This is a genomic window from Amycolatopsis minnesotensis (genome assembly GCF_039529815.1).
Classification (GTDB): Bacteria; Actinomycetota; Actinomycetes; order Mycobacteriales; family Pseudonocardiaceae; genus Amycolatopsis; species Amycolatopsis minnesotensis.
Window position 1 is genome coordinate 229,975 of record NZ_BAAANN010000010.1, and the last position, 21,095, is coordinate 251,069.

Consider the following 21,095-nt stretch of genomic DNA (forward strand, 5'->3'; position numbering starts at 1 on the left):
CGGGGTGCCGGGAACCGCCGGGCCCGCCCGTCCGACTATCTGTTCGTGAGCTGTGAACTCTTCCGCGAAGCGCTGTCGGCCAGGATCGACGGCGAATCAGGGCCGCTGCCTGCGGAGAAGGTGGACCAGCACCTCGACGCCTGCGCCGCGTGCCGCCGCTGGTACGAAGACGGCGTCGCGCTCCGGCGCTCGATGCTGCTGCGCGCCGCGCCCGCGGTGCCCGATCTGACCGCGGTGATCCTCGAAAACTCCCCGCCGCCGGCACGGGAGAAGTGGGGGCTGCGGATGGCGCTCGGCGTGGTCGCGCTCGTCCAGTGCGCGCTCGCCTTCGCCCAGCTCCTCGGCATGGACACCGGCACGCACGGCGGGCACGCCGGGGTGCTGGACGGGCATCTGGTCAACGAGGGCGCGGCCTGGAACCTCGCGGTCGGCATCGGCCTGCTGTGGGCGGCGCTGCGCACCAAGGCGGCGGGCGGGCAGCTCCCGCTCATCGGCGGGTTCGTGCTGGTGCTCACGGTCATCTCGGTGGCCGACGTGGTCGGCGACCGGGTCACCCCGGAGCGGCTGGCCTCGCACGGGTTCGTGGTGCTCGGGCTGGTGCTGCTCGTCGCGGTGCACCGCGCGCACCGCGCGGACCACTCGCCGGGGCCGGTCCTCGCCGACGCCGAGCGCACGCGGGAATCCGTCGTCACCACCGACGGCGCGCTGGCCCTGCTGGACACCGCCGAAGCCACCGGGCCCGACCGGCGGTCGCGGCGCCGCCCGACGGGACAGCACCGCGCCGCCTGAGGGGTCACGGGCGCCAGTACCTCGCCTCGGGGTAGCGGGCCGACGGGCCGTCGAAGAGCGGTTCGGTGCACCCGCGCAGATGGTGGTCGACGAAGGCGGCGACGTAGGCACGCGTGATCTCGACGCCCCGCGCGCCGGTCAGCGGCTCCCCCGGATCGTGGTCGAACTGGTCCGCGAGCAGGACCACGTCGCTGAACGAATAGTGCTGCCCGGCGTCGAAGGTGAGCCACCGCTTCCAGTCCGTGGACGCCGCCCAGGCCCGGTCCCAGAACGGTGAGCCCGGTGCGTTCTCCGGAGCGCCCAGCATCAGGTACGGGCGATCCGCGCCCACCGCGGAAACGCCGGAGATCCCGTCCATGGTCACGCCGGCGCCGATCCTCGGGTCCGCATGCATCGCGGGGACCACGGTGTTGCCACCGGCCGAATGCCCCGCCAGCGCGATCCGCCCGGCGTCGATGAGCCTGCCGCCGCCCCACACCGGGCGCGGGCCGGTGAGCCGGTCGAGGACGAACGACACGTCGGCGGCGCGGCCCGCCGCGATCCGGTCCGGGTCGGGGTGCGCGCAGGCGGCGCATCCGGTGGTGCGCCCGTCCGGGAACGTGGTGGCGACGGCCTCGTGGTCGTGCCCGATCCCGGCCACCGCGTAGCCCCTGCTCGCGAGTTCCTCCGCGAGCGAGGACAGGGTCGCGCGCGGCATCCTGAACCCCGGCGAGAGCACCACGAGCGGCGCGCGCCGGCCGAGCGGCCGCGCGTCCGCAAGGGAATTCGTGCGGACCCTGGTGAGCGCGTCCGAGGGAGCGACGCCGAACTCGGCGGTCAGCGCGGCCGACTCCGCCTGGCTCAGGTACGGCGTCGGCATCCCGGTACGAACGTGCGCCGGGTACCACATCGTCACCATCAGGTGCCGCCGTTCGGCGGGCACCCACGGATCGGCGCGGGCGTCGTCGCGCAGCGCGAAGGAGGTGGTGCCCACGGGCAGCGCACCGGTCGGGCGCGGCAGTTCGAGGCGCACCCCGACCTCGGCTGCCCGCGCTTGCGCCGCTCCGGCGGGGAGCACCGGTGCCGCCGCCGTCACGGCGAGCACGAGGGCGGGCACCGCGAAAAGTGTTCTCATGCCGTCAGCCTCGCCCGGCGCGGGCACCCATCGCATCCGGGACGACCCCGAGCCGCCCCTGAACGCCAGTCAGCCCCCGGTACCACGACCCGTCTGTCCACTGTGGAGTGTTAGGATTCCGCGATGAGCGCTGATGTCGCCCGTACCCGCCTCGGACCGATCGAGTACACCCGTGAGGGCGACGGGGTGCCCGTGCTCGTGTTGCACGGCACGCCCGGCGGTGTGGACGCCGCCGGGCTGATGGCCGGGTTCCTGCCCCGCCCGGAGTTCTCGCCGATCCTGGTGTCCAGGCCGGGCTATCTCGGCACCGGACTGGGCGAGCGGCGCACGGTCGACCAGCAGGCCGATCTGCTCGTCGCGCTGCTCGACGAGCTCGGCATCGACCGCACCGCACTCCTTTCCTGGTCGGGAGGCGGGCCGGTCGGCTACCGGATCGCGGCGCGCCACCCCGGCCGCGTGACCGCGCTCGTGGCCTTCGCCGCGCTCAGCAAGGGCTTCGTCGAGCCTCCCCCGAACCTCTTCGACCGGCTGCTGTTCGGCACCGGCGCGGGCCAAAAGCTGCTCCGCGCGGTCAGCGCCGTGCTGCCCAAGGTCTACGTCACCGGCGCGCTCGAGAACGAGGGGGCGCTGTCCCGCGAGCAGTTGCGCGCGCAGGCGGACGCGGTCCTCGCCGACCCCGTCCAGCGCGCCTTCATGCTCGCCCTCATCCCGACGACCGCTCGGACCGGCGCCCGGAAAGCGGGCTGCGACAACGACTTCGAGCAGTTCGCGGCGATCGGATCCCTCGACCTGGGTTCGATCGCCGCACCCACGCTCCTCGTCCACGGCGACGCGGACACCGACGTCCCGCCGGAGCACGGTGCCCACGCGGCGGCCATGATCCCCGGCGCGCGCCTGCTCACCGTCGAAGCCGGCACCCACCTGTGCCTCTACGCCCACCCCGACGCCCGTGACGTACAGCGCCAGGTCCTCGACTTCCTGCGGGCCCCATGACCCCGCCTTCACACCGCGGAGCATCCTCTACGCGGCTTTGGCAAGTGCGGTGAAATAGCGGCGCAGCACGAGGTCGGCCACGCGCGGGTCCGCTCCGAGCGGCTCCGCGACGACGTCGGCGCCCGAGTCCAGCACCCTGCGCTGGAACAGTCCCGGTGCCAGCAGCCAGGAGGCCACCGCGACCCGGCCGTGTGCCGACCGCACCACTTCGGCCACCGAAGGGCTCGCCGTGGCCGCGTATCCGGCCCGCACCGGTGTCGCCAGCCTGGCCGCCATCGCGCGCGCGGCGCGGCGGACGTCGGCCAGCGCGCGCTCGTCGCTCGATCCCGCCGCGGCCAGCACCACGGTGTCCCCCTGCCGGTAACCGGCCAGTTCCATCCGGTGGCAGGCCACATCGAGCAGTTCAGCGGCGGGGCCGAAGGGCGCCGCGACGGTCACCGCGGGATGCCCGCTCGCCGCGATCTGCGCCGGGATGTCGGCGCGCACGTGGTACCCCGCGGCGAGGAAGGCGGGCACCACCACCGCGGGACGGCCGCCGAGCGAGTCCAGCACGGTGGTCACGTCCGGCTCGCGGACGTCGGCGTAGGCCACCCGCACCGGAACCCGGCGCGAGCGCACCAGTCCGGCCAGTTCCTCCACGACGGCCGCCCCCGCCGGGTCCCTGGTGCCGTGCGCGGCCAGCACGATCATGATCCGCCCTCCGGCACGGCCAGCCGGTAGCCGCGCTTCACCACGGTCTGCACGAGCCGCCCTTCGCCGAGCGAGGTGCGCAGCCTGCCGATCGCGGTCTCGACCGCGTGCTCCTCGCCGCCGCCGGGAAGCGCCATCGTCAGCTCGCGGCGCGACACCACGTGCCCCGGTTTCACCGCGAGCGCGCGCAGCACGGCCATCGGGGCGGGCGCGACCTCCCGCAGCTCGCCGTCGACGAGCGCGGCCTGGCCGCGCAGTTCCAGCGTCCGGCCGGCCGCGCACAGCCGCGGCGACCGGTCCGCCAGCGCCTGCGCGACCGTCCTGGCGAGCGCGCCGATCCGCGCCCGGTCCGGCTGCACGGTCGGGATGCCCAGTGCGGCAAGGGGGCCGGCGGTGATCGGGCCGACGCACGCGACGAGCACCCGGTGCGTCAGCGCGTCGACGAGCGCGGGCAACCGCCCGCTGCGGCGGGCGACCGTGAGCGTGCTCGCCGCGGCGGGCGCGCTGGTGAACGGCATCGCGTCGACCGTGCCGTCGAGCACCGCGTCCAGCAGCCGGTCGAGCGGGCCGGGATCGGCAGGCCCGACCCAGCGGTACACCGGCACTTCGATCACCTCGGCGCCCGCGTCCCGCAACGTGTCCACGAAGTACGGCAGCGGCTCGCCGTGGAGCTGCACCGCGATCCGCTGACCGTCCACACCGGACTCCAGGAGGTGCTGCAACACCTCGGCGTTGCTTTCCGAGCGGGGCGAGTACGCCTCCGAAAGCCCGGCCGAGCGCACCGCGCCCTTCGCCTTCGGCCCGCGCGCGAGCACCGCGGTGGTTCCCAGCCTGGACAGCAGCGCCTCGCCGAGCCCCCAGCCCTCGGCGGCCTCCATCCAGCCGCGGAACCCGATCCCGGTGGTCGCCACCACGACGTCGGCCGGCTCGTCGAGCAGGCGCCGGGTGGCCGCGTAGAGCTCGGTGTCGTCGGACAGCGGCACGATGCGGATGGCGGGCCCGTACCGGACGCTCGCGCCCTTGCGCACCAGCAGCGCGCCGAGCTCGTCGGCCCGGCGGGCGGCGGTGATCCCCGCCACGAACCCCGCCAGTGGCAACGGGCCGTCCATCATGCCGATCCCACGTGCACCAAGCCGCCCGCCACCCGTACCGGGTAGGTGCGCACGCGCACTCCTTCGGCGTCGAGGCACTCTCCGGTGCGCAGGTCGAACCGTTCCTTGTAGACCGGTGAGGCCACCACCGGTACGCCGCCCGCGTCGCCGACGATCCCGCGCGCGAGCACCGCCGCCCCGCTGCACGGGTCCCAATGGGACAGTCCGAACAGGACGCCGTCGGCGATGCGGAACACCGCTACCTGGCTCCCGTCCGGTAGCAGCGCGGCGACCCCGCCGCCGGTCGGCACCGCCTCGAGCGGGCACACTTCGATCCAGGCCAGGCCGAGCGCTTCGGTCAGCACCGTCATCGCGCCGCCACCTCCGGGACGCCGAGCGACACCGGCACGCGCTGTTCGCGCTCCACCCGGAACGAGATGCTGGGATCCGGTGTGCCAGGCGCGTTGACGAACGAGGTGAACCGCGCGAGCTTGTCCGGGTCCTCCAGCACACCGCGCCATTCGTCCGCGTAGTTGCCGATGTGCTCGGCCATGGCCGCCTCCAGTTCCGCGCAGATCCCGAGGTTGTCGCCCACGATCACCGCGCGCAGGTGCTCGAGGCCGCCATCGAGCTCCTCGATCCACGGGGCGGTGCGCTGCAACCGGTCGGCGGTGCGCACGTAGAACATCAGGTACCTGTCGATGATCCGGATCAGCTCGTCGTGGTCCACATCGGACACCAGCAGTTCGGCGTGTCTCGGCGTGGCGCCGCCGTTCCCGCCGACGTAGAGGTTCCAGCCGTGTTCGGTGGCGATCACGCCGAAGTCCTTGCCACGGGCCTCCGCGCATTCCCGCGCGCAGCCGGAGACCCCCGCCTTGATCTTGTGCGGCGAGCGCAGGCCGCGGTACCGCAGCTCCAGTTCGACGGCCAGCCCGACGCTGTCCTGCACGCCGTAGCGGCACCACGTCGAGCCGACGCACGACTTCACCGTGCGCAACGCCTTGCCGTAGGCGTGCCCCGACTCGAACCCGGCGTCCACCAGGCGCCGCCAGACGAACGGGAGCTGGTCGACGGTGGCGCCGAACAGGTCGATGCGCTGCCCGCCGGTGATCTTCGTGTACAGCCCGAACTCCTTCGCCACCTCGCCGAGCACGATGAGCCGGTCCGGGGTGATCTCACCGCCGGGGATCCTCGGCACCACCGAGTAGGTCCCGTTCCGCTGCAGGTTCGCCAGGAACCGGTCGTTGGTGTCCTGCAGGGTCGCCTGCTCGCCACCGAGGATGTGCCCGTTGCCGAGCGTCGCCAGAATCGAAGCGACCGCTGGCTTGCACACCGCGCACCCGGTCCCGCTGCCGTGCCGGTCGATCACCTCGCTGAACGTGCCGATCCTGGTCGCGCGGACGATCTCGAACAGTTCCGCGCGCGACTGCGCGAAGTGCTCGCACAGCGCCTTCGACTGCTCGACCCCGCACGAGGCCAGCAGCTTGCCCAGCATCGGGACGCACGAGCCGCACGAGGTGCCCGCTTTGGTGCAGGCCTTGATCTTCGGCACCGAGTCGGCCGATCCCGCCGTGATCGCGCCGGTGATGTCGCCTTTGCTGACGCCGTTGCACGAGCAGATCTGCGCCGATTCCGGCAACGCGTCCACGCCGACCGACGCCGCACCGCCGCTCGGCGCGAGGATGGCACCGGGATCGGCTGGCAGCTCCCTGCCCACCAGTGCCCGCAACGTGGTGTAGTCGCTCGCGTCGCCGACCAGCACGCCACCGAGCAGCGTCCGGGAGTCGTCGGAGACGACGAGCTTGCGGTAGGACCCCGCCACCGCGTCGTTGACGACGACTTCCAGCGCGCCCTCGGTCGCGCCGTGGGCATCGCCGAAACTGGCGACATCGACGCCGAGGAGCTTGAGCTTCGTGGCGGTGTCCGGCTCGGGAAAATCGGCTTCGCCGCCGGTGAGCCCCGCCGCCACGATCTCCGCCATCGCGTAACCCGGCGCGACGATCCCGTAGACGCGGCCCTCGACGGCCGCACACTCGCCGATCGCGGAGACCGCGGGATCCGCGGTGCGGCAGGTGGTGTCGACGAGCACGCCGCCCCGCTCCCCCGTCTCCAGCCCGCAGTCGCGGGCGAGATCGTCACGGGGGCGGATTCCCGCGGAGAACACCACGAGGTCGAGGTCCAGCTCGGTGCCGTTGGCGAGGGTGGCGAGCAGCCGGCCGCCGTCGGCCTCGATCGACGAGGTCGACGTTCCGGTGTGGACGGTGACGTCGAGCGCGGTGATGAGCCTGCGCAGCAGCGCGCCGCCGCCCTCGTCGACCTGCAGTGGCATCAGGCGCGGGCCCATCTCCACCACGTGCGGCGAAAGGCCCATGTCCCGCAGCGCTTTCGCCGCTTCCAGGCCGAGCAGCCCGCCGCCGACCACCATCGCCGAGCGGCGGCCCCGTCCCGAGCGCCCGGCCGCGGCCCTGATCGCGTCGAGGTCTTCGATCGTGCGGTAGACGAAGCAGCCCGGCAGGTCGCGGCCGGGCACCGGTGGCACGAACGGGCGTGATCCGGTGGCCAGCACGAGGTGGTCGTAGTGCTGCGCGAAACCGGACTCGGTGGTCACCGTGCGGGCTTCCCTGTCCACCGCCGTCACCGGGTCGCCGAGGCGCAGCTCGACCGCGGTGTCCCCGGTGTAGTCCGAACCGGGCAGTGCGAGCGCCCCGGCGTCCCATCCGTCCACATAGGACGTCAAGGCGACACGATCGTAGGCTGGCCGGTGCTCCTCGGCGAGCACGACGATCCGCCACCGCCCCCCGGCGTCCTCGGCGCGGACCGCCGCCACCAGCCGGTGGGCGACCATGCCGTGTCCGACGACAACGAGCGTGCCGGTCATGCCTTACCTCCTCCTCGGGTGACCACGATCGTGACAAGCACCTGTGACCGGTGCGGTTCGGCGAGATTTCGCCGGTGTTACCAAAAGCTCCCTTCGCAGGTCAGCACCCGTGATGGGGCCGGTGTCACACCCCGGCTCCGGCTATCACGAGCCGTGAGGACCTGGCGAACTCGCCGCGCAGGTACACCGACCAGGTGAGCACGGCGCACACCGCGTAGAAGCCGATGAAGGCGTAGAACGCGACGTCACCGGATCCGGAGCTGGAGAACGACGCGCGGAACGCGAGGTTGATGAACAGCCCGCCCAGCGCGCCGATCGCGCCCGCGACGCCGATGAGCGCGCCGGAAAGCCTGCGCGCCTTGAGCAGCTCCGCTTCCTCCGGCGCGCCGTCGGCGATCGCCAGCGCCGCCTTGGTGCGGAAGATCGCCGGGATCATCTTGTACGTCGAGCCGTTGCCGACCCCGGACAGCACGAACAGCACGATGAAACCGGTGCTGTACAGGGAAAGCGACTGCGCCGCGGAGGCGAGCACGGTCAGTGCCCCGCCGACGGCCATCAGCACGAAGGTGGCGAGCGTGACCTTCGCGCCGCCGATGCGGTCGGCCAGCTTGCCCCCGACGGGGCGGGACAGCGAGCCGAGCAGCGGGCCGAGGAAGGTCACCGCGGCCGCCTGCACCGGCGAGCGGTGGAACTGGTTCTGCAGCACGAGCCCGAACGCGAAGCTGTAGCCGATGAACGAGCCGAAGGTGCCGATGTAGAGGAACGACATCACCCACGCCTGCGGTTCCCTGATCACCTCGCGCATCGAGCGGCGGTCGTCGCGGACACTGGAGATGTTGTCCATGAACAGCGCCGCGCCCGCGGTCGCGAGCACGATCAGCGGGAGGTAGACCCACAGCACCAGACGCGGTGAGGCGGCACCCGCGGTGCCGAGGATGAGCAGCGCGACGAGCTGGACGACCGCGACGCCGAGGTTGCCGCCGCCCGCGTTCAACCCGAGCGCCCAGCCCTTGCGGCGGTCGGGGAAGAAGGTGTTGATGTTCGTCATGGACGAGGCGAAGTTCCCGCCGCCGACACCGCCGATCGCGGCCACCAGCAGGAACACCCCGAACGACGTGCCTGGCCGCATCACGAGCGCGGCGAGCGCGGTCGGCACGAGCAGCAGGCCCGCGCTGATGATCGTCCAGTTGCGCCCGCCGAACTTCGCCACCGCGAGCGTGTACGGCAGCCGCAGCACCGATCCGACGAGGGTGGGCGTGGACACCAGCAGGAACTTGTCCCCCGCCGACAACCCGTACTGCGGGCCCATGAACAGCACCATCACCGACCACAGCGTCCAGATGGAGAACCCGACGTGCTCGGCGAACACGGAGAACCACAGGTTCCGGTTCGCCACCTTCTTCCCGGTGCGTTCCCAGAACGCCTCGTCCTCTGGCCGCCACTGTTCGATCCAGTGCTTGGTCATCTCGCTCCTCTTCTCCACGGGAGTTCCTCAGGCCGTGCTGGCGAGCCAGTCGGCGATGCCGCGGACGGTGTCCGTGCACCCGCCGCAGCCGGTGGTGGCCCTGGTCGCGGTGGCGAGCGCGGGCACGCTCGTCGCACCGGCGCGGAAGGCTTCGACGAGGCGGGCCTTCGTGACGGAGTTGCACTGGCAGACCTTCGCCGAGCCGGGCAGGTCGGCCGGGCTCGCCGCGGGCGCCGCCCCCGGTGGCAGCGCCCTGCCGAGCAGCAGCGCGAGCCGGTCTTCGGGGAGCGGCACACCGCGGTCGTAGAGACCGGTCACGGTCGCGGCGGCGTCGGGGCAGCCGAGCAGGATCGCACCGGCGACGCGGTCGTCGCGCACCACGAGCTTCGCGTACCGGCCGCGTTTCGAGTCGTCGACGCACACCACTTCGGCGGTCTCGTCGGCGACGTCGACCTGGGTCTCCCCGAACGCGGCGAGGTCCACGTCGCGGGCCTTCAGCCGGGTCACCACGGAGGTGCCACAGTAGCGCGCGGCGGCGTTCGTCCCGGTCAGCAGATCGGCGAGGACACCCGCCTGGTCCCACGCGGGCCGCACCAGCCCCGAGACCGTGCCGGGGTGCTGCGCGCAGTCGCCGATCGCGTGGACCCTGGCGTCGCTGGTGCGCAGCGCGTCGTCGACGAGGACACCGCGGTCGACCGCGATACCCGCGTCCGCTGCCAGCGCCGTCTGCGCCCTGACCCCGGCGGACACCACGACGAGATCCGCGGGCAGGTGGCTGCCGTCGTCGAGCTTCAGCCCGTCGCCCGGCACGTACCCGGCCGCCGAGGTGCCAAACCGGAAGTCGATCCCGTGCCCGCGCAGCGTCCGCGCGAGCACGCGGCCCGCGCCCGCGTCGAGCTGGCGTTCCATCAGGTGCCCGACGGGATGCACGACGGTGACCAGGTTCCCGCGGCCGGCGAGCCCGCGCGCGGCTTCGAGGCCGAGCAGCCCGCCACCGAGCACCGCGACCGGAGCGCCGATCTCGGCCGCGTCGAGGATGCGCGCGCAGTCGTCGAGCGTGCGGAACGCGACGACGCCGTCCGACGGGGTGCCGTCGTCACCGGCCAGCCCTTCGACCGGCGGCAGCCACGGCTTGCTCCCGGTGGCCAGCACCAGCGCGTCGTAGTCCACTGTGGACCCGTCGGACAGCGTCACGCGCCGTCGTCCGCGGTCGATCCCGGTCGCGCTCAGTCCTTTGCGGAGAGTCACCCCGCGTTGCTCGGCCCAGTTCCCGTCCTGCAGCAGCACGGTTTCCGGGCGCATGGTCCCGGCGACCACGGAGGACAGCAGGACCCGGTTGTAGGCGGGATGCGTCTCCTCGCCGACGATGGTGAGCGCCACCCTGGTGCCTTCGGGATCGCGGTTGCGGATCTCGTCGGCGAGCCTGGCGCCCGCCATCCCGTAGCCGAGCACGACGACGTTGCGCGCGGTCATGCCGCGCCTCCGGAGCCCGACAGCGAGACCGCGCACACCTTGAACTCCGGCATCCGGCTCGTCGGGTCGAGTGCCGGGTTCGTGATCAGGTTCGCGCGCCCCTCGCCGGGGAAGTGGAACGGCAGGAACACGACGTCGACCCGCATCGACGGGACGCAGCGCACCACCGCCGTGACCGCCCCGCGCCGCGAGGTGACCGTGGCCTGGTCCCCCTCGGCGAGCCCGGCACGCGCCGCGGTGTCCGGGTGCACCTCGACGTATGCCTCCGGCACCACCTCGGTCAGCTCCGGGACCAGCCGCGTCTGCGCGCCGGACTGGTAGTGCTGCAGCACCCTGCCGGTGATGGCCTGCAAGGGGAACTCGGCGTCCGGCGGCTCGGCGGGGCCGATGTGGTCGACCGGGACGAACCTGGCGCGGCCGTCCGGATGCCCGAACCGGTCGAGGAACAGCCTCGGCGTACCGGGGTGGTCCGGCGAGGGCACCGGCCAGTACAGCGGTTCTTCCTTGCGGAGACGGTCGTAGGTGATGCCGGAGTAGTCGGCGACACCGCCCTTCGACGCCGCGCGCAGTTCGGTGAAGACGGTCTCCGCGTCGGCAGGGAACCGTCCCGCCGGCTGGCCGAGCCGCTCCGCGAGTCCGGAAAGGACTTCGAGATCGGTGCGCACGCCCGGCGGCGGTTCGATCGCGCGCCGCCGCAACAGCACCCTGCCTTCGAGACTGGTCATCGTGCCCTCCTCTTCGGCCCACTGGGTCACCGGAAGCACCACGTCGGCGCACAGCGCGGTTTCCGAAGCCACCACGTCGGCGACCACCAGGAGGTCCAAAGCGGCCAACCGGTCCGCGACGTGGGCCGCACGGGGCGCCGACACGACCACGTTGCTGCCGAACACGAACAAGGCGCGCGGACCGCCGCCGGTCCCGAGCGCGTCGAGCAGTTCGTAGGCGGACCGCCCCGGCCCCGGCAGGTCGGCGGGGTCGACGCCCCACACCCCGGCGACGTGCTCGCGGGCGGCGGGGTCGTCGATCCCGCGGTACCCGGGCAGCTGATCGGCCTTCTGCCCGTGCTCGCGGCCGCCCTGCCCGTTGCCCTGCCCGGTCAGGCAGCCGAACCCGGAGCCTTCCCCGCCGGGCAGGCCCAGCGCGAGCGCCAGGTTGATCCACGCGCCGACCGTGTCCGTGCCGCTCGCGTGCTGTTCGGTGCCCCGCGCGGTCAGCACGTAGGCGTTGCGGGCCGACGCCAGCTTCGCCGCGACCCGGCGCTGGTCGGCCGCGGCGACCCCGGTGACCCGCTCGACCCGCTCCGGCCACCACCGCGCGGCGATCCGCCACATCGCGTCGAACCCGGTGGTTCGCGTGTCCACATAGGACTTCTTGACCAGGCCGTCGGCGACAAGTGCGTGCAGTATTCCCAATGCCAGGGCCAGATCCGTGCCCGGTGCGGGTGCCAGGTGGACACTCGCCAGCTCCGCCGTCGGCGTGCGTCTCGGGTCGACCACGATCAGCCCCGCCGCGTCGCGCGCCCGGCGCAGGTGCTGCACGAACGGCGGCATCGTCTCGGCCGGGTTCGAGCCGGCCAGCAGGACCGCGTCGGCGCCCGCGAGATCGGTCAGCGGGAACGGGAGGCCGCGGTCCACCCCGAACGCCCTGGTCCCGGCGGCCGCCGCGGAGGACATGCAGAACCGCCCGTTGTAGTCCACTTGCGACGTCCGCAGCGCCACGCGGGCGAATTTCCCCAACAGGTAGGCCTTTTCGTTGGTGAGGCCGCCACCGCCGAACACCGCCACCGCGTCGGCGCCGTGCTCGGCCCGGATACCGGTGACCCGCGCCACGATGAAGGCGAGCGCCTCGTCCCAGCTCGCGGGCCGCAGTTCCCCGCCGGTCCTGATCATCGGCGTCGTCAGCCTGGCGGGCGAGGTGAGCAGCGAGCCGGCCGTCCAGCCCTTCTGGCACAGCCCGCCACCGTTCGCCGGGAACGACCTCGGCGCGATCTCGGTGCCCCGCACGGTCATCCCGCACTGCAGCGCGCAGTACGGGCAGTGCGTGCGCACCGCGGCGCGTTCGGCGGTCACCGTCACCGTTCGGCCCTCCCGTTCTTCGAATGCGCCGAACGGTAGGCAGGCCGTGTTACCTGAAAACGACCGAATGTTTCCGGGAGTTGACGTTGCGCTCGCCCGCGACGGGCCACGGGGTGAGAAGGGCGTGCGCCGTGGCGGAAGTCATCACGGCCCTCCCTGACAAGGCGGCAATGGCTAGCCTAACCTAACCATCGACGTGGTCGCGTGGATCTCCGAGGAGCTGGTGATGGCATCGAAACGCAGTGGGGCACGCTGGACGGCCTTGTTCTCCGCGCTCCTGCTCGCCACCGGGCTCGTCGCGGCCTGCGGGCCGGACCAGGGCTCCAGCGGCGGCACCGGCGCCGCCGGCTCCACCGCGGGCTTCCCGGTGACGATCGAGCACCTGTTCGGCTCGACGACCATCGAACGCAAGCCCACCAGGATCGTCACGCTCGGCGGCGGCGACATGGAGGCCGCGATCGCGCTCGACGCGGTGCCCACCGCGGGCGCCGACTGGTTCGGTTACACCGAGCCGCGCACGTGGGTGCGCGACGCGCTCGCCGGTCGCCCGGCACCGCAGCTGATCAAGGCAGACCAGGTGAACTTCGAGCAGATCGCCGCGCTGCGACCGGACCTGATCCTGTACGTGAATTCCAAGAACGAGCAGAACACCTACGGCACGCTGTCGCGCATCGCGCCCACGGTCGCCGCCCCCAAGGGCGTCGACCACCTCTACGGCGTGCCGTGGGTGGACCAGGTGCGCACGATCGCGAAGGCCACCGGAACCACCGCCAAGGGTGAAGAAGTGGTCACCGGCACGCAAAAGGTGCTCTCCGACGCGGCGAAGGCGAACCCGGAGTTCGCGGGCAAGGTCGCCACCGCCGGGGTGTTCTCCAGCGGCAACTACTCGATCTGGATGCCGTCGGACCCCCGCATGCAGTTGCTCACCGCGCTGGGGTTCAAGACCAATCCCGCGATCGACGCGCTCGACAACGGCAGCTTCTACGTCACGCTCCCCCGCGAACAGCTCGCGAAGATGAACTCGGACCTGGTCTTCCTCGCCGCGGGCGATCAGGAGGGCAAGGTCAACCCCGCGGTGGCCGGCGATCCCCTGTTCAACTCCCTGCCCGTGGCGCAGGGCAGGCACGTGGCGTACTTCGGCGGCCCCGGCGTGATCAACACGAACAGCGCGGAGGGCGCCTTCTCGAGCGCGGTCTCGATCGGCGGCCCGCTCGGGATCAAGTACGTGGTGGACAAGCTGGTGCCGAAGCTGAAGAACGCGCTCGCGGGCAAGTGACCACAAGATCCGGCGACGAATAGGTCTAGACGTCGGATGTTAACCCTTCTACCCTGAGCCGAGCCTCATCCCGATCGAACACCGCGCACCGCGGTCGTCACGAGAACGGAGCTGCTCCCCATGGTCGAAGTCCGCCGCCAGCGTGCCCGCGTTCTTGTCGCGATATCCCTATTCGGACTTACCCTCGCGGCACCGGTCACCGCGGGAGCCACGCAGGCCCCGGCGGGATGCCGGGGCCCGATCACTCCCGCGGCCGTCATGCCGGTACTACCCTGCGACGGTATTGATCGGATCATTGCGAAGGCCGCGGCCACCGTTCCGCGTGCCGGTCAGCTCGCCTGGCAGCAGCGGCCCGTCACCGCGTTCACGCATTTCGGGATGAACACCTTCACCGACCGCGAATGGGGTTCCGGCGCCGAGCACGAGGGGAGGTTCGATCCGCCCGCGGTGGAAACCGACCAGTGGATGGCCTCGATGAAGGCGGCGGGCGTGACGCAGGTGATGCTCACCGCGAAGCACCACGACGGGTTCGTGCTCTACCCCAGCAGGTACACCAACCACTCCGTGGTCGCCAGCCCGTGGTGGCTGTCCACAAAGGACTGCGCGGACCTGCCCGCGGTCACCGCGGCGCGGCAGCGGGCCGAGCGGGACCGGGCCGCCGACCCGTCGGCCTACTGGCGGACGCGCGCGACGGGATGCGCCAACGCGCGCGGTGACATCCTCGGCGACTACATCGCCTCCGCCCGCAAGGCCGGGCTCAAGATCGGCGTCTACCTCTCCCCCGCCGACGGCGCCGAGCTGACCCCGCCGTTCTTCGCCGAAGAGGTCAAGGCCGTCGAAGCCAAGGTCGCCGCGGGACAACCGCTTTCGATCGAAGAGCGGGCGGTCTACGAAGACCGTGCGAGCAAACCGTCGGGGCAGGCCCGCTACGGCTCCGGCAGCGCGGTGACCAAGCGGACCATCCCGACGCTCGTCCCCGGCGACGATCGCGCCGACGCGGTCCGCGCGGGCAGGCTCCCGACGTTCCCGGTGACCGAGGACGACTACAACACCTACTACCTCAACCAGATCTACGAGCTGTTCACGCAGTACGGGCCGATCGACGAACTGTGGCTCGACGGCGCCAACCCGTGGCGCGACGCGGGTGTCACCGAGCGGTACGACTTCACCACCTGGTTCGACCTGATCCACCGGCTCTCCCCGGACACGGTCACCTTCGCCGGGCCGCAGGGGGTCCGCTGGGTCGGCAACGAGCGCGGCGAAGCCCGCACCGCGGAGTGGAGCGCGCTGCCCACCACCGGGGATCCGGCGACCGGGCACAACGAGGAGCTGTTCCCCGGCGGCGCGTCAGCCGCCGACCTCGGTTCGCGGGCGGTGCTCGCCGATCCGTCGGTGCGCTACCTCCAGTGGGCGCCTGCCGAGGCCGACGTGTCGATCCGGCCCGGCTGGTTCTTCCACCCCGGCGAGCATCCGAAGTCACCGGCCGAACTCGTCGAGCTGTACCGGCGTTCGACCGGCCGCAACGCCTCGCTCCTGCTCAACGTGCCACCGGGACCGGACGGCAGGATCGCGCCCGCCGATGTCGCGTCGCTGGCCGCGTTCGGCACCGCGATCAGGAAGACCGAGGCCGTGAACCTCGCGGCACCGCTGCCGGGCCAGCCGAGGGATCCCGCCGTGCACGCGGTCACCGACGGCGCGCTCGGCACGTCGTGGTCGCCCCGAGGGCTCGAAGGAACCCTCGACCTCCCCCTGCCGGGCACCAGGACCTTCGACCAGATCCGGCTCGGCGAGGACATCGGCCAGGGGCAGCACGTGGAAGGCGCGACCGTGCAAGCGTGGCGGGACGGCGCCTGGACCACGATCGCGAGCGTGACGACGGTCGGCTACGGGCGCACCGTGACGCTTCCCGAGCCGGTGACGACGGACCACGTGCGCGTGCTGATCACGCAGGCCCGGGCGAAGCCGCACCTGAGCACGGTCGCGCTGCACCGGACCGTCGCGCCGAAATGACGGGAGCACGGCGGGCGCGGTCGGCGGCGCGGTGATCGCCCGGAGCTCGACGAGTGAACACCCTGCACGAGAACGATTCCACGCCTTGATCACCATCGGGTGCAGCATCTGGGAAATCGGTGACATTCCGACAGCGCGTGACGGCGATGTGACCGAAATGTGCTCCCCTCACCGAGTGACGCGCCCCTAGAGTGACCTCCGACCGTGACGAGGGGAGGCCGGGTGGGGATCGAGCAGTTCTGGAGATGGTGGACGGCCGAGGGCGCTGCCCGGGTCGAACGAGCCATCGAAACCGGGGAGTACGGCTCGCTCACCGACGAGCTGAACGATCTGGTCAGCGGCATCGACTCGGCCCTGCAGTGGGAACTCGGCAAGGGCCGCACCGCGCGGCACGCGCTGTGCCTGACCGCCGCGGGCGATCCCGACCTGCGGCCGCTCACCGAGCGCTGGCGCCGTGCCGCGCCGCCGGAGGACGCCACCTGGGAGTACGTGGCCGCGCGGGCCCCCGATCCGGGCTGGCTCGCTTCCCGCCTCGCCTACGGCGGGTACGAGATCGACCTGGCGCTGACCCGGCTTTCCCTGTCCGTCGACGAAAGCGCGGTGCGCACGCACGTCACCGTGCACCACCCGGTCTTCGCCGAACTCAATGTCGACGAACAGCGCTCGGTCGCCTACCTGGTGCTCGACTGGCTGCTCGGCGAGGACGACGTGGAGCGCTGGGTCGGCGCCATCGACACCTCGGGCAAGGACCCCGCGGACGGGCTGCCGCCGGACGCGCTGCCGGAGACCGTCCGCGCGCTCGCGAAGCGGTACCCGCACCCCGGCTGGGTGCTGATGGAGAGCGTGAAGCCGGACGGCGCGCGCTGGATCGCCTCCGCGCTGCGGCCGATCCACTGGCTCGACCACCCGCGGCTCGACCAGCACCTCGCGATCACACTGCGGTTCTCCGGCCAGCACCCGGACGGCCTGCCGCTCGGCGACGACCTCGCACGGCTGCGCGCGGACGAGGACCAGCTCACCGCGGAACTCGGCGACCGCGCACTGCTCGTCGCACACGAAACCTTTTCAGGTCAGCGCATCCTGCACCTCTACTGCGATCCGCGCGACCGCGTCGCCGCCGCGACCGCGGCCACGTGGGTCGGGCGGACGCGCGGCGCGTCGATCAGGGTGGCCGCGGATCCCGGCTGGGCCGCCACCAGGGCCTTCCGGTGACGGCTCACGAGCCGCGGAAGGAGCCCACTCCACAGAGGACGGCCGCGAGCAGCAAGAACCCCGCGACCGCCACCGCCCACCCCTCGGCCATGGTCACCGCGAGGTAGACCCAGGTCAGCCCGGCGCCGGCGAAGATGACGCCGAGACCGGACCAGATCAGCCGCTGCCGGGCGACCGGCCTCGGCAGTGCTCGTTGTCTGCGCAACGGGGGTACCTCGCACTTCCTGATTCACCGGGGGAATCGCCGCGAGGGCGCTCGCGGTTACACCGCATCCGGCCCAATGGCGCGAAGTAACGGAAGCGAACGGTTCGCGATCAACCGTGCGAACACGGGCTATCGAGGAGGCCATCGGCGATGACGGTCGAAGAACCCGGCACGGCGGCCGTCGCACCACCGCGCCGCGGCCTTGCCATCGCCTCGCTGACGGTCGGGGCCGCCACGATCGTGCTCGCCGTGTCGGCGTGGTTCGCGTGGCTGCTGGTGCTGCCCCGGCTTTCGATCGCACTGCACCATTCCTGGCTCAGTGTCGCGTTCGGACTCGTGGTCGGCGCGATCTGGTTCGCGACGCTGCCCGCCGGCGTGGTGGCGGCCGTCCTCGGGCTGACATCCGGCGCGCGCCTTCCCGGCGGCGACAACCTCGGCCGGGTCGGCGCGTTCCTCGGCCTTCTCTCGTTCACGGTCGGGCTCGTCGGCGCGGTCGTGTTCGTCCTGCACGCCGGAGCGTGGGGGCCCCCGCGCTTCCCGACATGGGAACCCTTCTGACAACACTTGGTCATCAGATGAATTCGCATCGAATCTCCCCCTCAACGCTCCTATGCGCACAGATGCCACATTTACATCGGATGTCTTCGTTCTCTAGCGTAGATCGTCGGCAACCACGTCCACGCCGTGATGCGGACCCCGCTCGACGGCGGGCCGAACCTCGCTCCGGACCGCACTGAACCCGTTGTCCAGCAACAGGTTCCGGTAGCGCCACACGGCGCGCGGGTGGGCGATCGCGTCCGCGCGGGCGTGCACGACCGCCCGCATGCCGAGACGGCCCAGTTCGGCGACCGCCCTGCCCGGCACCGCAGCCGACGTCGGCGACCGGGTCACCTCGGTTCAGCGCGAGCAGCCGGTAGCCAGGAATCCACCGTTCGGCCCCACGCGTGATGCGTTTTGTGTTTCACTGTCACACTCCAGGATCGTGACGAGGAGCACATGACCCAGCTCGATGCGGCCGCCAGCCTGCGCGGCCTCGCTGTCGGCGACGCGTTCGGCTCGCGGATCACCCTGCCCGGTGATCATCCGGAGGTGCTCGGACGCCGGCTGCCGCCATCGCCGTGGCACTGGAGCGACGACACCGAAATGGCCTGCTCGGTCGTGTCGGTGCTCTCCCGGTACGGCGAGGTCGAGCAGGACGTGCTCGCCACCTCCTTCGCCCGGCGGTACGACGCTTCGCGCGGCTACGGGTCCGGCGCGGAGCGCATGCTGCTGCGCTACCGCGCCGGGGAGCGCTGGCGGGACGTGTCTCCGGAGGCCTTCGGCACCGGCTCGTGGGGCAACGGCGGCGCGATGCGGGTGGCGCCGCTCGGTGCGTGGTTCGGGCACGACCTCGACCTCGCCGCGGACCAGGCGGCCCGCTCCGCCGTCGTCACGCACGCGCATCCCGAGGGCGTCGCCGGTGCGGTCGCGGTGGCCGTCGCGGCCGCGGTGCTGACCAGGAATCCCGCGCCGCATCCCGCCGAGCTGCTCGGGATCGTCGCCTCACGGGTGCCCGCGGGCGAGGTGCAGCGCGGGATCGCGGTGGCGAGCGCGATCAGGGGCTCGACCGACCCGGCCTCGGCCGCGGCCGAACTCGGCACCGGGCGCGCGGTCAGCGCGGTGGACACCGTGCCGCTCGCGCTGTGGCTCGCCGCGCAGCACGTCGACCGGTTCGCCGACGCGATGTGGACCGCCGCGCGCATCGCGGAGGACCTCGACACCGTGTGCGCGATCATCGGCGGCGTCCTGGCCGCGAGGAACGAAGGCGCCGCGATCCCGGGAAACTGGGCGAGCGCCTGCGAGCCACTCCCCCGCTGGCTGACCGATCCGGTCGCACACGGCATCAACCGGTGACTCCACTTCGGACGGTCTACTGAGGACGGTGACCGCACTGGCCTGCCTCGGCCGCGGTCCTGAGGTCGCTGAGCCAGGCTTCGAGGCCCATGTCGCTGCGGGGATCGGCTTGGCGGCCACGATGGCTTTCCTCCGTGCGGACGAGGACACCGCCGGGGACCTCGACGAAGGTCCAGACGTGGACGCCGTCGATGTGGTACCCGGTGCCGTCGGCGGGTCCGGCCCACCGGATGCACTTGCCGTGGCGGAGCTGCTGGACGGTGGAGGCGATGACCACCGTGCCGGGTGGCGTCGACGGGCCCGGGGGCACGTGAACGGTCGCCTGGAACCGTGAGTGCTCGCGCAGCGGGCCGGTGTCCAGGCGCCGCACGGTCATGGGCGCGGCGGGTTTCTGCCAGTCGGGCCAGGCTTCGACGTCGGTCTGCAGGTTCCAGACGGTGCGCAGCGGCGCCTTGATGAAGGCCTGGGTCCGGTAACGGGCCTCGGCGGCCGGGTCCACGCCTTTCCCTTGGCAGGTCAGCGAAGCCGGGCCGGTGACACCGGGCGCCGCCGCGGCGGGTGCGGCGGCGCCGAGGACACCGGTGATGGCCACTGGGACCGCGAGCAGGGCCGCACGTGCACCGGTCCGGCGGCGAGGGGTTCGAGAAGCGGTCGAGCGAGTACCGGGCATGGTCCTTGTTCCTCCGTTCACCGACCGGCCCAGCCAGTCGGTCAGTTAGCATCATTTTCAATAGTTATACCCTATAACCAACTTGTGGTGAACGTCAACAACCAAAGTGAGAGGGTCTAACGGAGACGCTTCCACCGACGGCACGCGTCGCGGCTGAACGCCGTCGGAGCACTAGGATGGCCGCACACCGAACCGAGGAGCCTTCGTGTCCGTGCCGAGCGACATGCGTGCCTTCAACCAAGCCGTCGTCGAGGAGTTCCGGGCGAACAACGGCAAGGTGGACAACGAAATGCTGCGGGGCGCACGCCTGGTGCTGCTCACCACGACCGGCGCGAAATCCGGCCGCGCGCACACGGTCCCGCTCGGCGACGTCAGCGACGACGCGGGCCGGGTCGTGCTGTGGGCGTCGGCGATGGGCGCGCCGAAACACCCGGCGTGGTACCGGAACCTGGCGGCGAACCCCCGGGTCGTCGTCGAACGGCCGGGCGAGGACGGCGCGGTGCGCCGCATCGAAGGCACCGCCGTCACGGCGACGGGTGCGGACCGCGAGCGCGTGATCGACTGCTAGCCAGGGGCTCGACCGCGTCCCGGCCCCGGTCCGTTCCCGGTACACCCTGATCGCCAGCAACCCGTAGTCCGCGAGCGGGCACCCTAGCCCTGACCGGTCAGCTCTCCGGGTAGAACATCAGGAGTACGGCGCGGTTCTCCCCGCGGTGGCCCCGGTAGACGTGCGGGCGGGCGCCCCCGAACCGGACGGAATCGCCGGGCCCCAGTTCCACCGGGGCGTCGGCGGGACCGGTCGTGACGCGCCCGTTCACGAGCACGAGGCATTCCTCGACACCGTCGAGATGAGCGTCCGAGTCCTGGTCCGCCTCGGCGATGTCGATGTCGTAGACCTCGACCGCGCCCCGCGTGCTGATGCGGTGCAGCAGGCGCGCCGTCACCGCGTCCCCGGTGACCACCGGCCGCTCGTCGGTGGCGCGCACCACCTCCACCGGTGCCGCGCGCGGTTCGAGCAGCTCACCCAGTGGCACGCGCAGCGCGGTGGCCAGCGCCCACAACGTGCTCAGCGTCGGATTTCCTTGCCCCTGCTCGATTCCGTGCAAGGTCGTCTTGCCGACACCGCAGGCCGCGGCCAGGTCCGCGAGTGAGATCCCCGCCGACGAGCGGAGCCGCCGGACCGTGTCACCGACCACTTGCGCCACATCCATGCGTATCAGCATAGTGGCATGCACGTATCAGTGAAACGAACGGACGGTGG

Annotated in this window: 20 protein-coding genes; 8 read left to right on the plus strand and 12 right to left on the minus strand. The window is 72.0% G+C overall.

Translation table 11 applies throughout. The features are described from left to right. The first annotated feature begins 45 nt into the window (after nt 1-45). The gene (locus tag ABD256_RS15120) at nt 46-789 is read left to right on the plus strand and encodes a zf-HC2 domain-containing protein (protein WP_344418088.1); all 744 of its coding nucleotides are present in this window, start codon (nt 46-48) and stop codon (nt 787-789) included. 4 nt (nt 790-793) lie between these two features. Here the strand turns inward: ABD256_RS15120 and ABD256_RS15125 are convergent, their stop codons facing one another. Further along, nucleotides 794-1,903 (minus strand): alpha/beta hydrolase family protein, encoded by a 1,110-nt coding sequence (locus tag ABD256_RS15125; protein ID WP_344418090.1) that lies wholly within the window; start codon nt 1,901-1,903, stop codon nt 794-796. A gap of 123 nt (nt 1,904-2,026) precedes the next feature. On the opposite strand from ABD256_RS15125, the gene ABD256_RS15130 reads away from it, so the two are divergent. Continuing rightward, nucleotides 2,027-2,896 carry an alpha/beta fold hydrolase gene (locus ABD256_RS15130; protein ID WP_344418091.1) on the plus strand — a complete coding sequence of 290 codons (870 nt, stop codon included), beginning with the start codon at nt 2,027-2,029 and terminating at the stop codon, nt 2,894-2,896. Nucleotides 2,897-2,923: 27 nt separating this feature from the next. On the opposite strand, the gene ABD256_RS15135 is transcribed toward ABD256_RS15130, so the two are convergent. The 7 genes from ABD256_RS15135 to ABD256_RS15165 all read right to left on the minus strand — a co-directional run bounded on the left by ABD256_RS15135 (nt 2,924) and on the right by ABD256_RS15165 (nt 12,502). After that, nucleotides 2,924-3,586: a sirohydrochlorin chelatase gene (locus ABD256_RS15135; protein ID WP_344418093.1), complete on the minus strand. Its 663-nt coding sequence runs from the start codon at nt 3,584-3,586 to the stop codon at nt 2,924-2,926. Continuing rightward, a complete protein-coding gene (locus ABD256_RS15140) occupies nt 3,583-4,695 on the minus strand; it encodes a uroporphyrinogen-III synthase (protein ID WP_344418095.1) in 1,113 nt (370 codons plus the stop codon). Before ABD256_RS15140 ends, ABD256_RS15135 begins: the two co-directional genes overlap by 4 nt. Next, nucleotides 4,695-5,039, minus strand: coding sequence for a nitrite reductase small subunit NirD (gene nirD, locus ABD256_RS15145; protein ID WP_425546456.1), 345 nt, complete (start codon nt 5,037-5,039; stop codon nt 4,695-4,697). Before nirD ends, ABD256_RS15140 begins: the two co-directional genes overlap by 1 nt. Before the next feature lie 5 nt (nt 5,040-5,044). Beyond that, complete coding sequence (nirB, locus tag ABD256_RS15150) at nt 5,045-7,555, minus strand: nitrite reductase large subunit NirB (RefSeq protein ID WP_344418099.1); 2,511 nt, start codon at nt 7,553-7,555, stop codon at nt 5,045-5,047. Between the two features lie 124 nt (nt 7,556-7,679). Next, entirely contained in the window at nt 7,680-9,020 is a 1,341-nt protein-coding gene (locus ABD256_RS15155; protein WP_344418168.1) for an MFS transporter, read from the minus strand. A gap of 27 nt (nt 9,021-9,047) precedes the next feature. After that, a complete protein-coding gene (locus ABD256_RS15160) occupies nt 9,048-10,493 on the minus strand; it encodes an FAD-dependent oxidoreductase (RefSeq protein WP_344418101.1) in 1,446 nt (481 codons plus the stop codon). Next, the gene (locus tag ABD256_RS15165) at nt 10,490-12,502 is read right to left on the minus strand and encodes a molybdopterin oxidoreductase family protein (protein ID WP_344418170.1); all 2,013 of its coding nucleotides are present in this window, start codon (nt 12,500-12,502) and stop codon (nt 10,490-10,492) included. Before ABD256_RS15165 ends, ABD256_RS15160 begins: the two co-directional genes overlap by 4 nt. A 292-nt stretch (nt 12,503-12,794) precedes the next feature. On the opposite strand from ABD256_RS15165, the gene ABD256_RS15170 reads away from it, so the two are divergent. The 3 genes from ABD256_RS15170 to ABD256_RS15180 all read left to right on the plus strand — a co-directional run bounded on the left by ABD256_RS15170 (nt 12,795) and on the right by ABD256_RS15180 (nt 17,066). Then, nucleotides 12,795-13,844 (plus strand): iron-siderophore ABC transporter substrate-binding protein, encoded by a 1,050-nt coding sequence (locus ABD256_RS15170; RefSeq protein WP_344418103.1) that lies wholly within the window; start codon nt 12,795-12,797, stop codon nt 13,842-13,844. 258 nt (nt 13,845-14,102) lie between these two features. Continuing rightward, on the plus strand, nt 14,103-15,854 hold the full coding sequence (locus tag ABD256_RS15175; protein WP_344418105.1) for an alpha-L-fucosidase: 1,752 nt from the start codon (nt 14,103-14,105) through the stop codon (nt 15,852-15,854). Nucleotides 15,855-16,076: 222 nt separating this feature from the next. Further along, the gene (locus ABD256_RS15180; protein WP_344418107.1) at nt 16,077-17,066 is read left to right on the plus strand and encodes a DUF695 domain-containing protein; all 990 of its coding nucleotides are present in this window, start codon (nt 16,077-16,079) and stop codon (nt 17,064-17,066) included. 4 nt (nt 17,067-17,070) lie between these two features. Here ABD256_RS15180 and ABD256_RS15185 read toward each other — a convergent pair whose 3' ends face one another. Continuing rightward, nucleotides 17,071-17,271, minus strand: coding sequence for a hypothetical protein (locus ABD256_RS15185; protein ID WP_344418109.1), 201 nt, complete (start codon nt 17,269-17,271; stop codon nt 17,071-17,073). 150 nt (nt 17,272-17,421) lie between these two features. Between ABD256_RS15185 and ABD256_RS15190 the strand changes: the two genes are divergently transcribed. Continuing rightward, on the plus strand, nt 17,422-17,829 hold the full coding sequence (locus tag ABD256_RS15190) for a hypothetical protein (RefSeq protein ID WP_344418111.1): 408 nt from the start codon (nt 17,422-17,424) through the stop codon (nt 17,827-17,829). Nucleotides 17,830-17,922: 93 nt separating this feature from the next. On the opposite strand, the gene ABD256_RS15195 is transcribed toward ABD256_RS15190, so the two are convergent. Continuing rightward, on the minus strand, nt 17,923-18,162 hold the full coding sequence (locus ABD256_RS15195; RefSeq protein WP_344418113.1) for a hypothetical protein: 240 nt from the start codon (nt 18,160-18,162) through the stop codon (nt 17,923-17,925). Nucleotides 18,163-18,267: 105 nt separating this feature from the next. Here ABD256_RS15195 and ABD256_RS15200 point away from each other — a divergent pair, with 105 nt between their 5' ends. Beyond that, nucleotides 18,268-19,164: an ADP-ribosylglycohydrolase family protein gene (locus ABD256_RS15200; protein ID WP_344418115.1), complete on the plus strand. Its 897-nt coding sequence runs from the start codon at nt 18,268-18,270 to the stop codon at nt 19,162-19,164. A gap of 16 nt (nt 19,165-19,180) precedes the next feature. Here the strand turns inward: ABD256_RS15200 and ABD256_RS15205 are convergent, their stop codons facing one another. Next, the gene (locus ABD256_RS15205; protein WP_344418117.1) at nt 19,181-19,834 is read right to left on the minus strand and encodes an SRPBCC family protein; all 654 of its coding nucleotides are present in this window, start codon (nt 19,832-19,834) and stop codon (nt 19,181-19,183) included. Nucleotides 19,835-20,039: 205 nt separating this feature from the next. On the opposite strand from ABD256_RS15205, the gene ABD256_RS15210 reads away from it, so the two are divergent. Then, entirely contained in the window at nt 20,040-20,402 is a 363-nt protein-coding gene (locus ABD256_RS15210) for a nitroreductase/quinone reductase family protein (RefSeq protein WP_344418119.1), read from the plus strand. Between the two features lie 97 nt (nt 20,403-20,499). On the opposite strand, the gene ABD256_RS15215 is transcribed toward ABD256_RS15210, so the two are convergent. Continuing rightward, on the minus strand, nt 20,500-21,045 hold the full coding sequence (locus ABD256_RS15215) for a helix-turn-helix domain-containing protein (protein WP_344418121.1): 546 nt from the start codon (nt 21,043-21,045) through the stop codon (nt 20,500-20,502). Between the last annotated feature and the right edge of the window lie 50 nt (nt 21,046-21,095).

What these genes read in the sequence shown, in the direction of transcription:
- ABD256_RS15125 (WP_344418090.1), bottom strand. Translation starts at nt 1,903, where the DNA reads ATGAGAACACTTTTCGCGGTGCCCGCCCTCGTGCTCGCCGTGACGGCG.
- ABD256_RS15130 (WP_344418091.1), top strand. Translation starts at nt 2,027, where the DNA reads ATGAGCGCTGATGTCGCCCGTACCCGCCTCGGACCGATCGAGTACACC.
- ABD256_RS15135 (WP_344418093.1), bottom strand. Translation starts at nt 3,586, where the DNA reads ATGATCGTGCTGGCCGCGCACGGCACCAGGGACCCGGCGGGGGCGGCC.
- ABD256_RS15140 (WP_344418095.1), bottom strand. Translation starts at nt 4,695, where the DNA reads ATGGACGGCCCGTTGCCACTGGCGGGGTTCGTGGCGGGGATCACCGCC.
- nirB (WP_344418099.1), bottom strand. Translation starts at nt 7,555, where the DNA reads ATGACCGGCACGCTCGTTGTCGTCGGACACGGCATGGTCGCCCACCGG.
- ABD256_RS15155 (WP_344418168.1), bottom strand. Translation starts at nt 9,020, where the DNA reads ATGACCAAGCACTGGATCGAACAGTGGCGGCCAGAGGACGAGGCGTTC.
- ABD256_RS15160 (WP_344418101.1), bottom strand. Translation starts at nt 10,493, where the DNA reads ATGACCGCGCGCAACGTCGTCGTGCTCGGCTACGGGATGGCGGGCGCC.
- ABD256_RS15165 (WP_344418170.1), bottom strand. Translation starts at nt 12,502, where the DNA reads ATGACCGTGCGGGGCACCGAGATCGCGCCGAGGTCGTTCCCGGCGAAC.
- ABD256_RS15170 (WP_344418103.1), top strand. Translation starts at nt 12,795, where the DNA reads ATGGCATCGAAACGCAGTGGGGCACGCTGGACGGCCTTGTTCTCCGCG.
- ABD256_RS15175 (WP_344418105.1), top strand. Translation starts at nt 14,103, where the DNA reads ATGCCGGTACTACCCTGCGACGGTATTGATCGGATCATTGCGAAGGCC.
- ABD256_RS15190 (WP_344418111.1), top strand. Translation starts at nt 17,422, where the DNA reads ATGACGGTCGAAGAACCCGGCACGGCGGCCGTCGCACCACCGCGCCGC.
- ABD256_RS15200 (WP_344418115.1), top strand. Translation starts at nt 18,268, where the DNA reads ATGACCCAGCTCGATGCGGCCGCCAGCCTGCGCGGCCTCGCTGTCGGC.
- ABD256_RS15205 (WP_344418117.1), bottom strand. Translation starts at nt 19,834, where the DNA reads ATGCCCGGTACTCGCTCGACCGCTTCTCGAACCCCTCGCCGCCGGACC.
- ABD256_RS15215 (WP_344418121.1), bottom strand. Translation starts at nt 21,045, where the DNA reads ATGGATGTGGCGCAAGTGGTCGGTGACACGGTCCGGCGGCTCCGCTCG.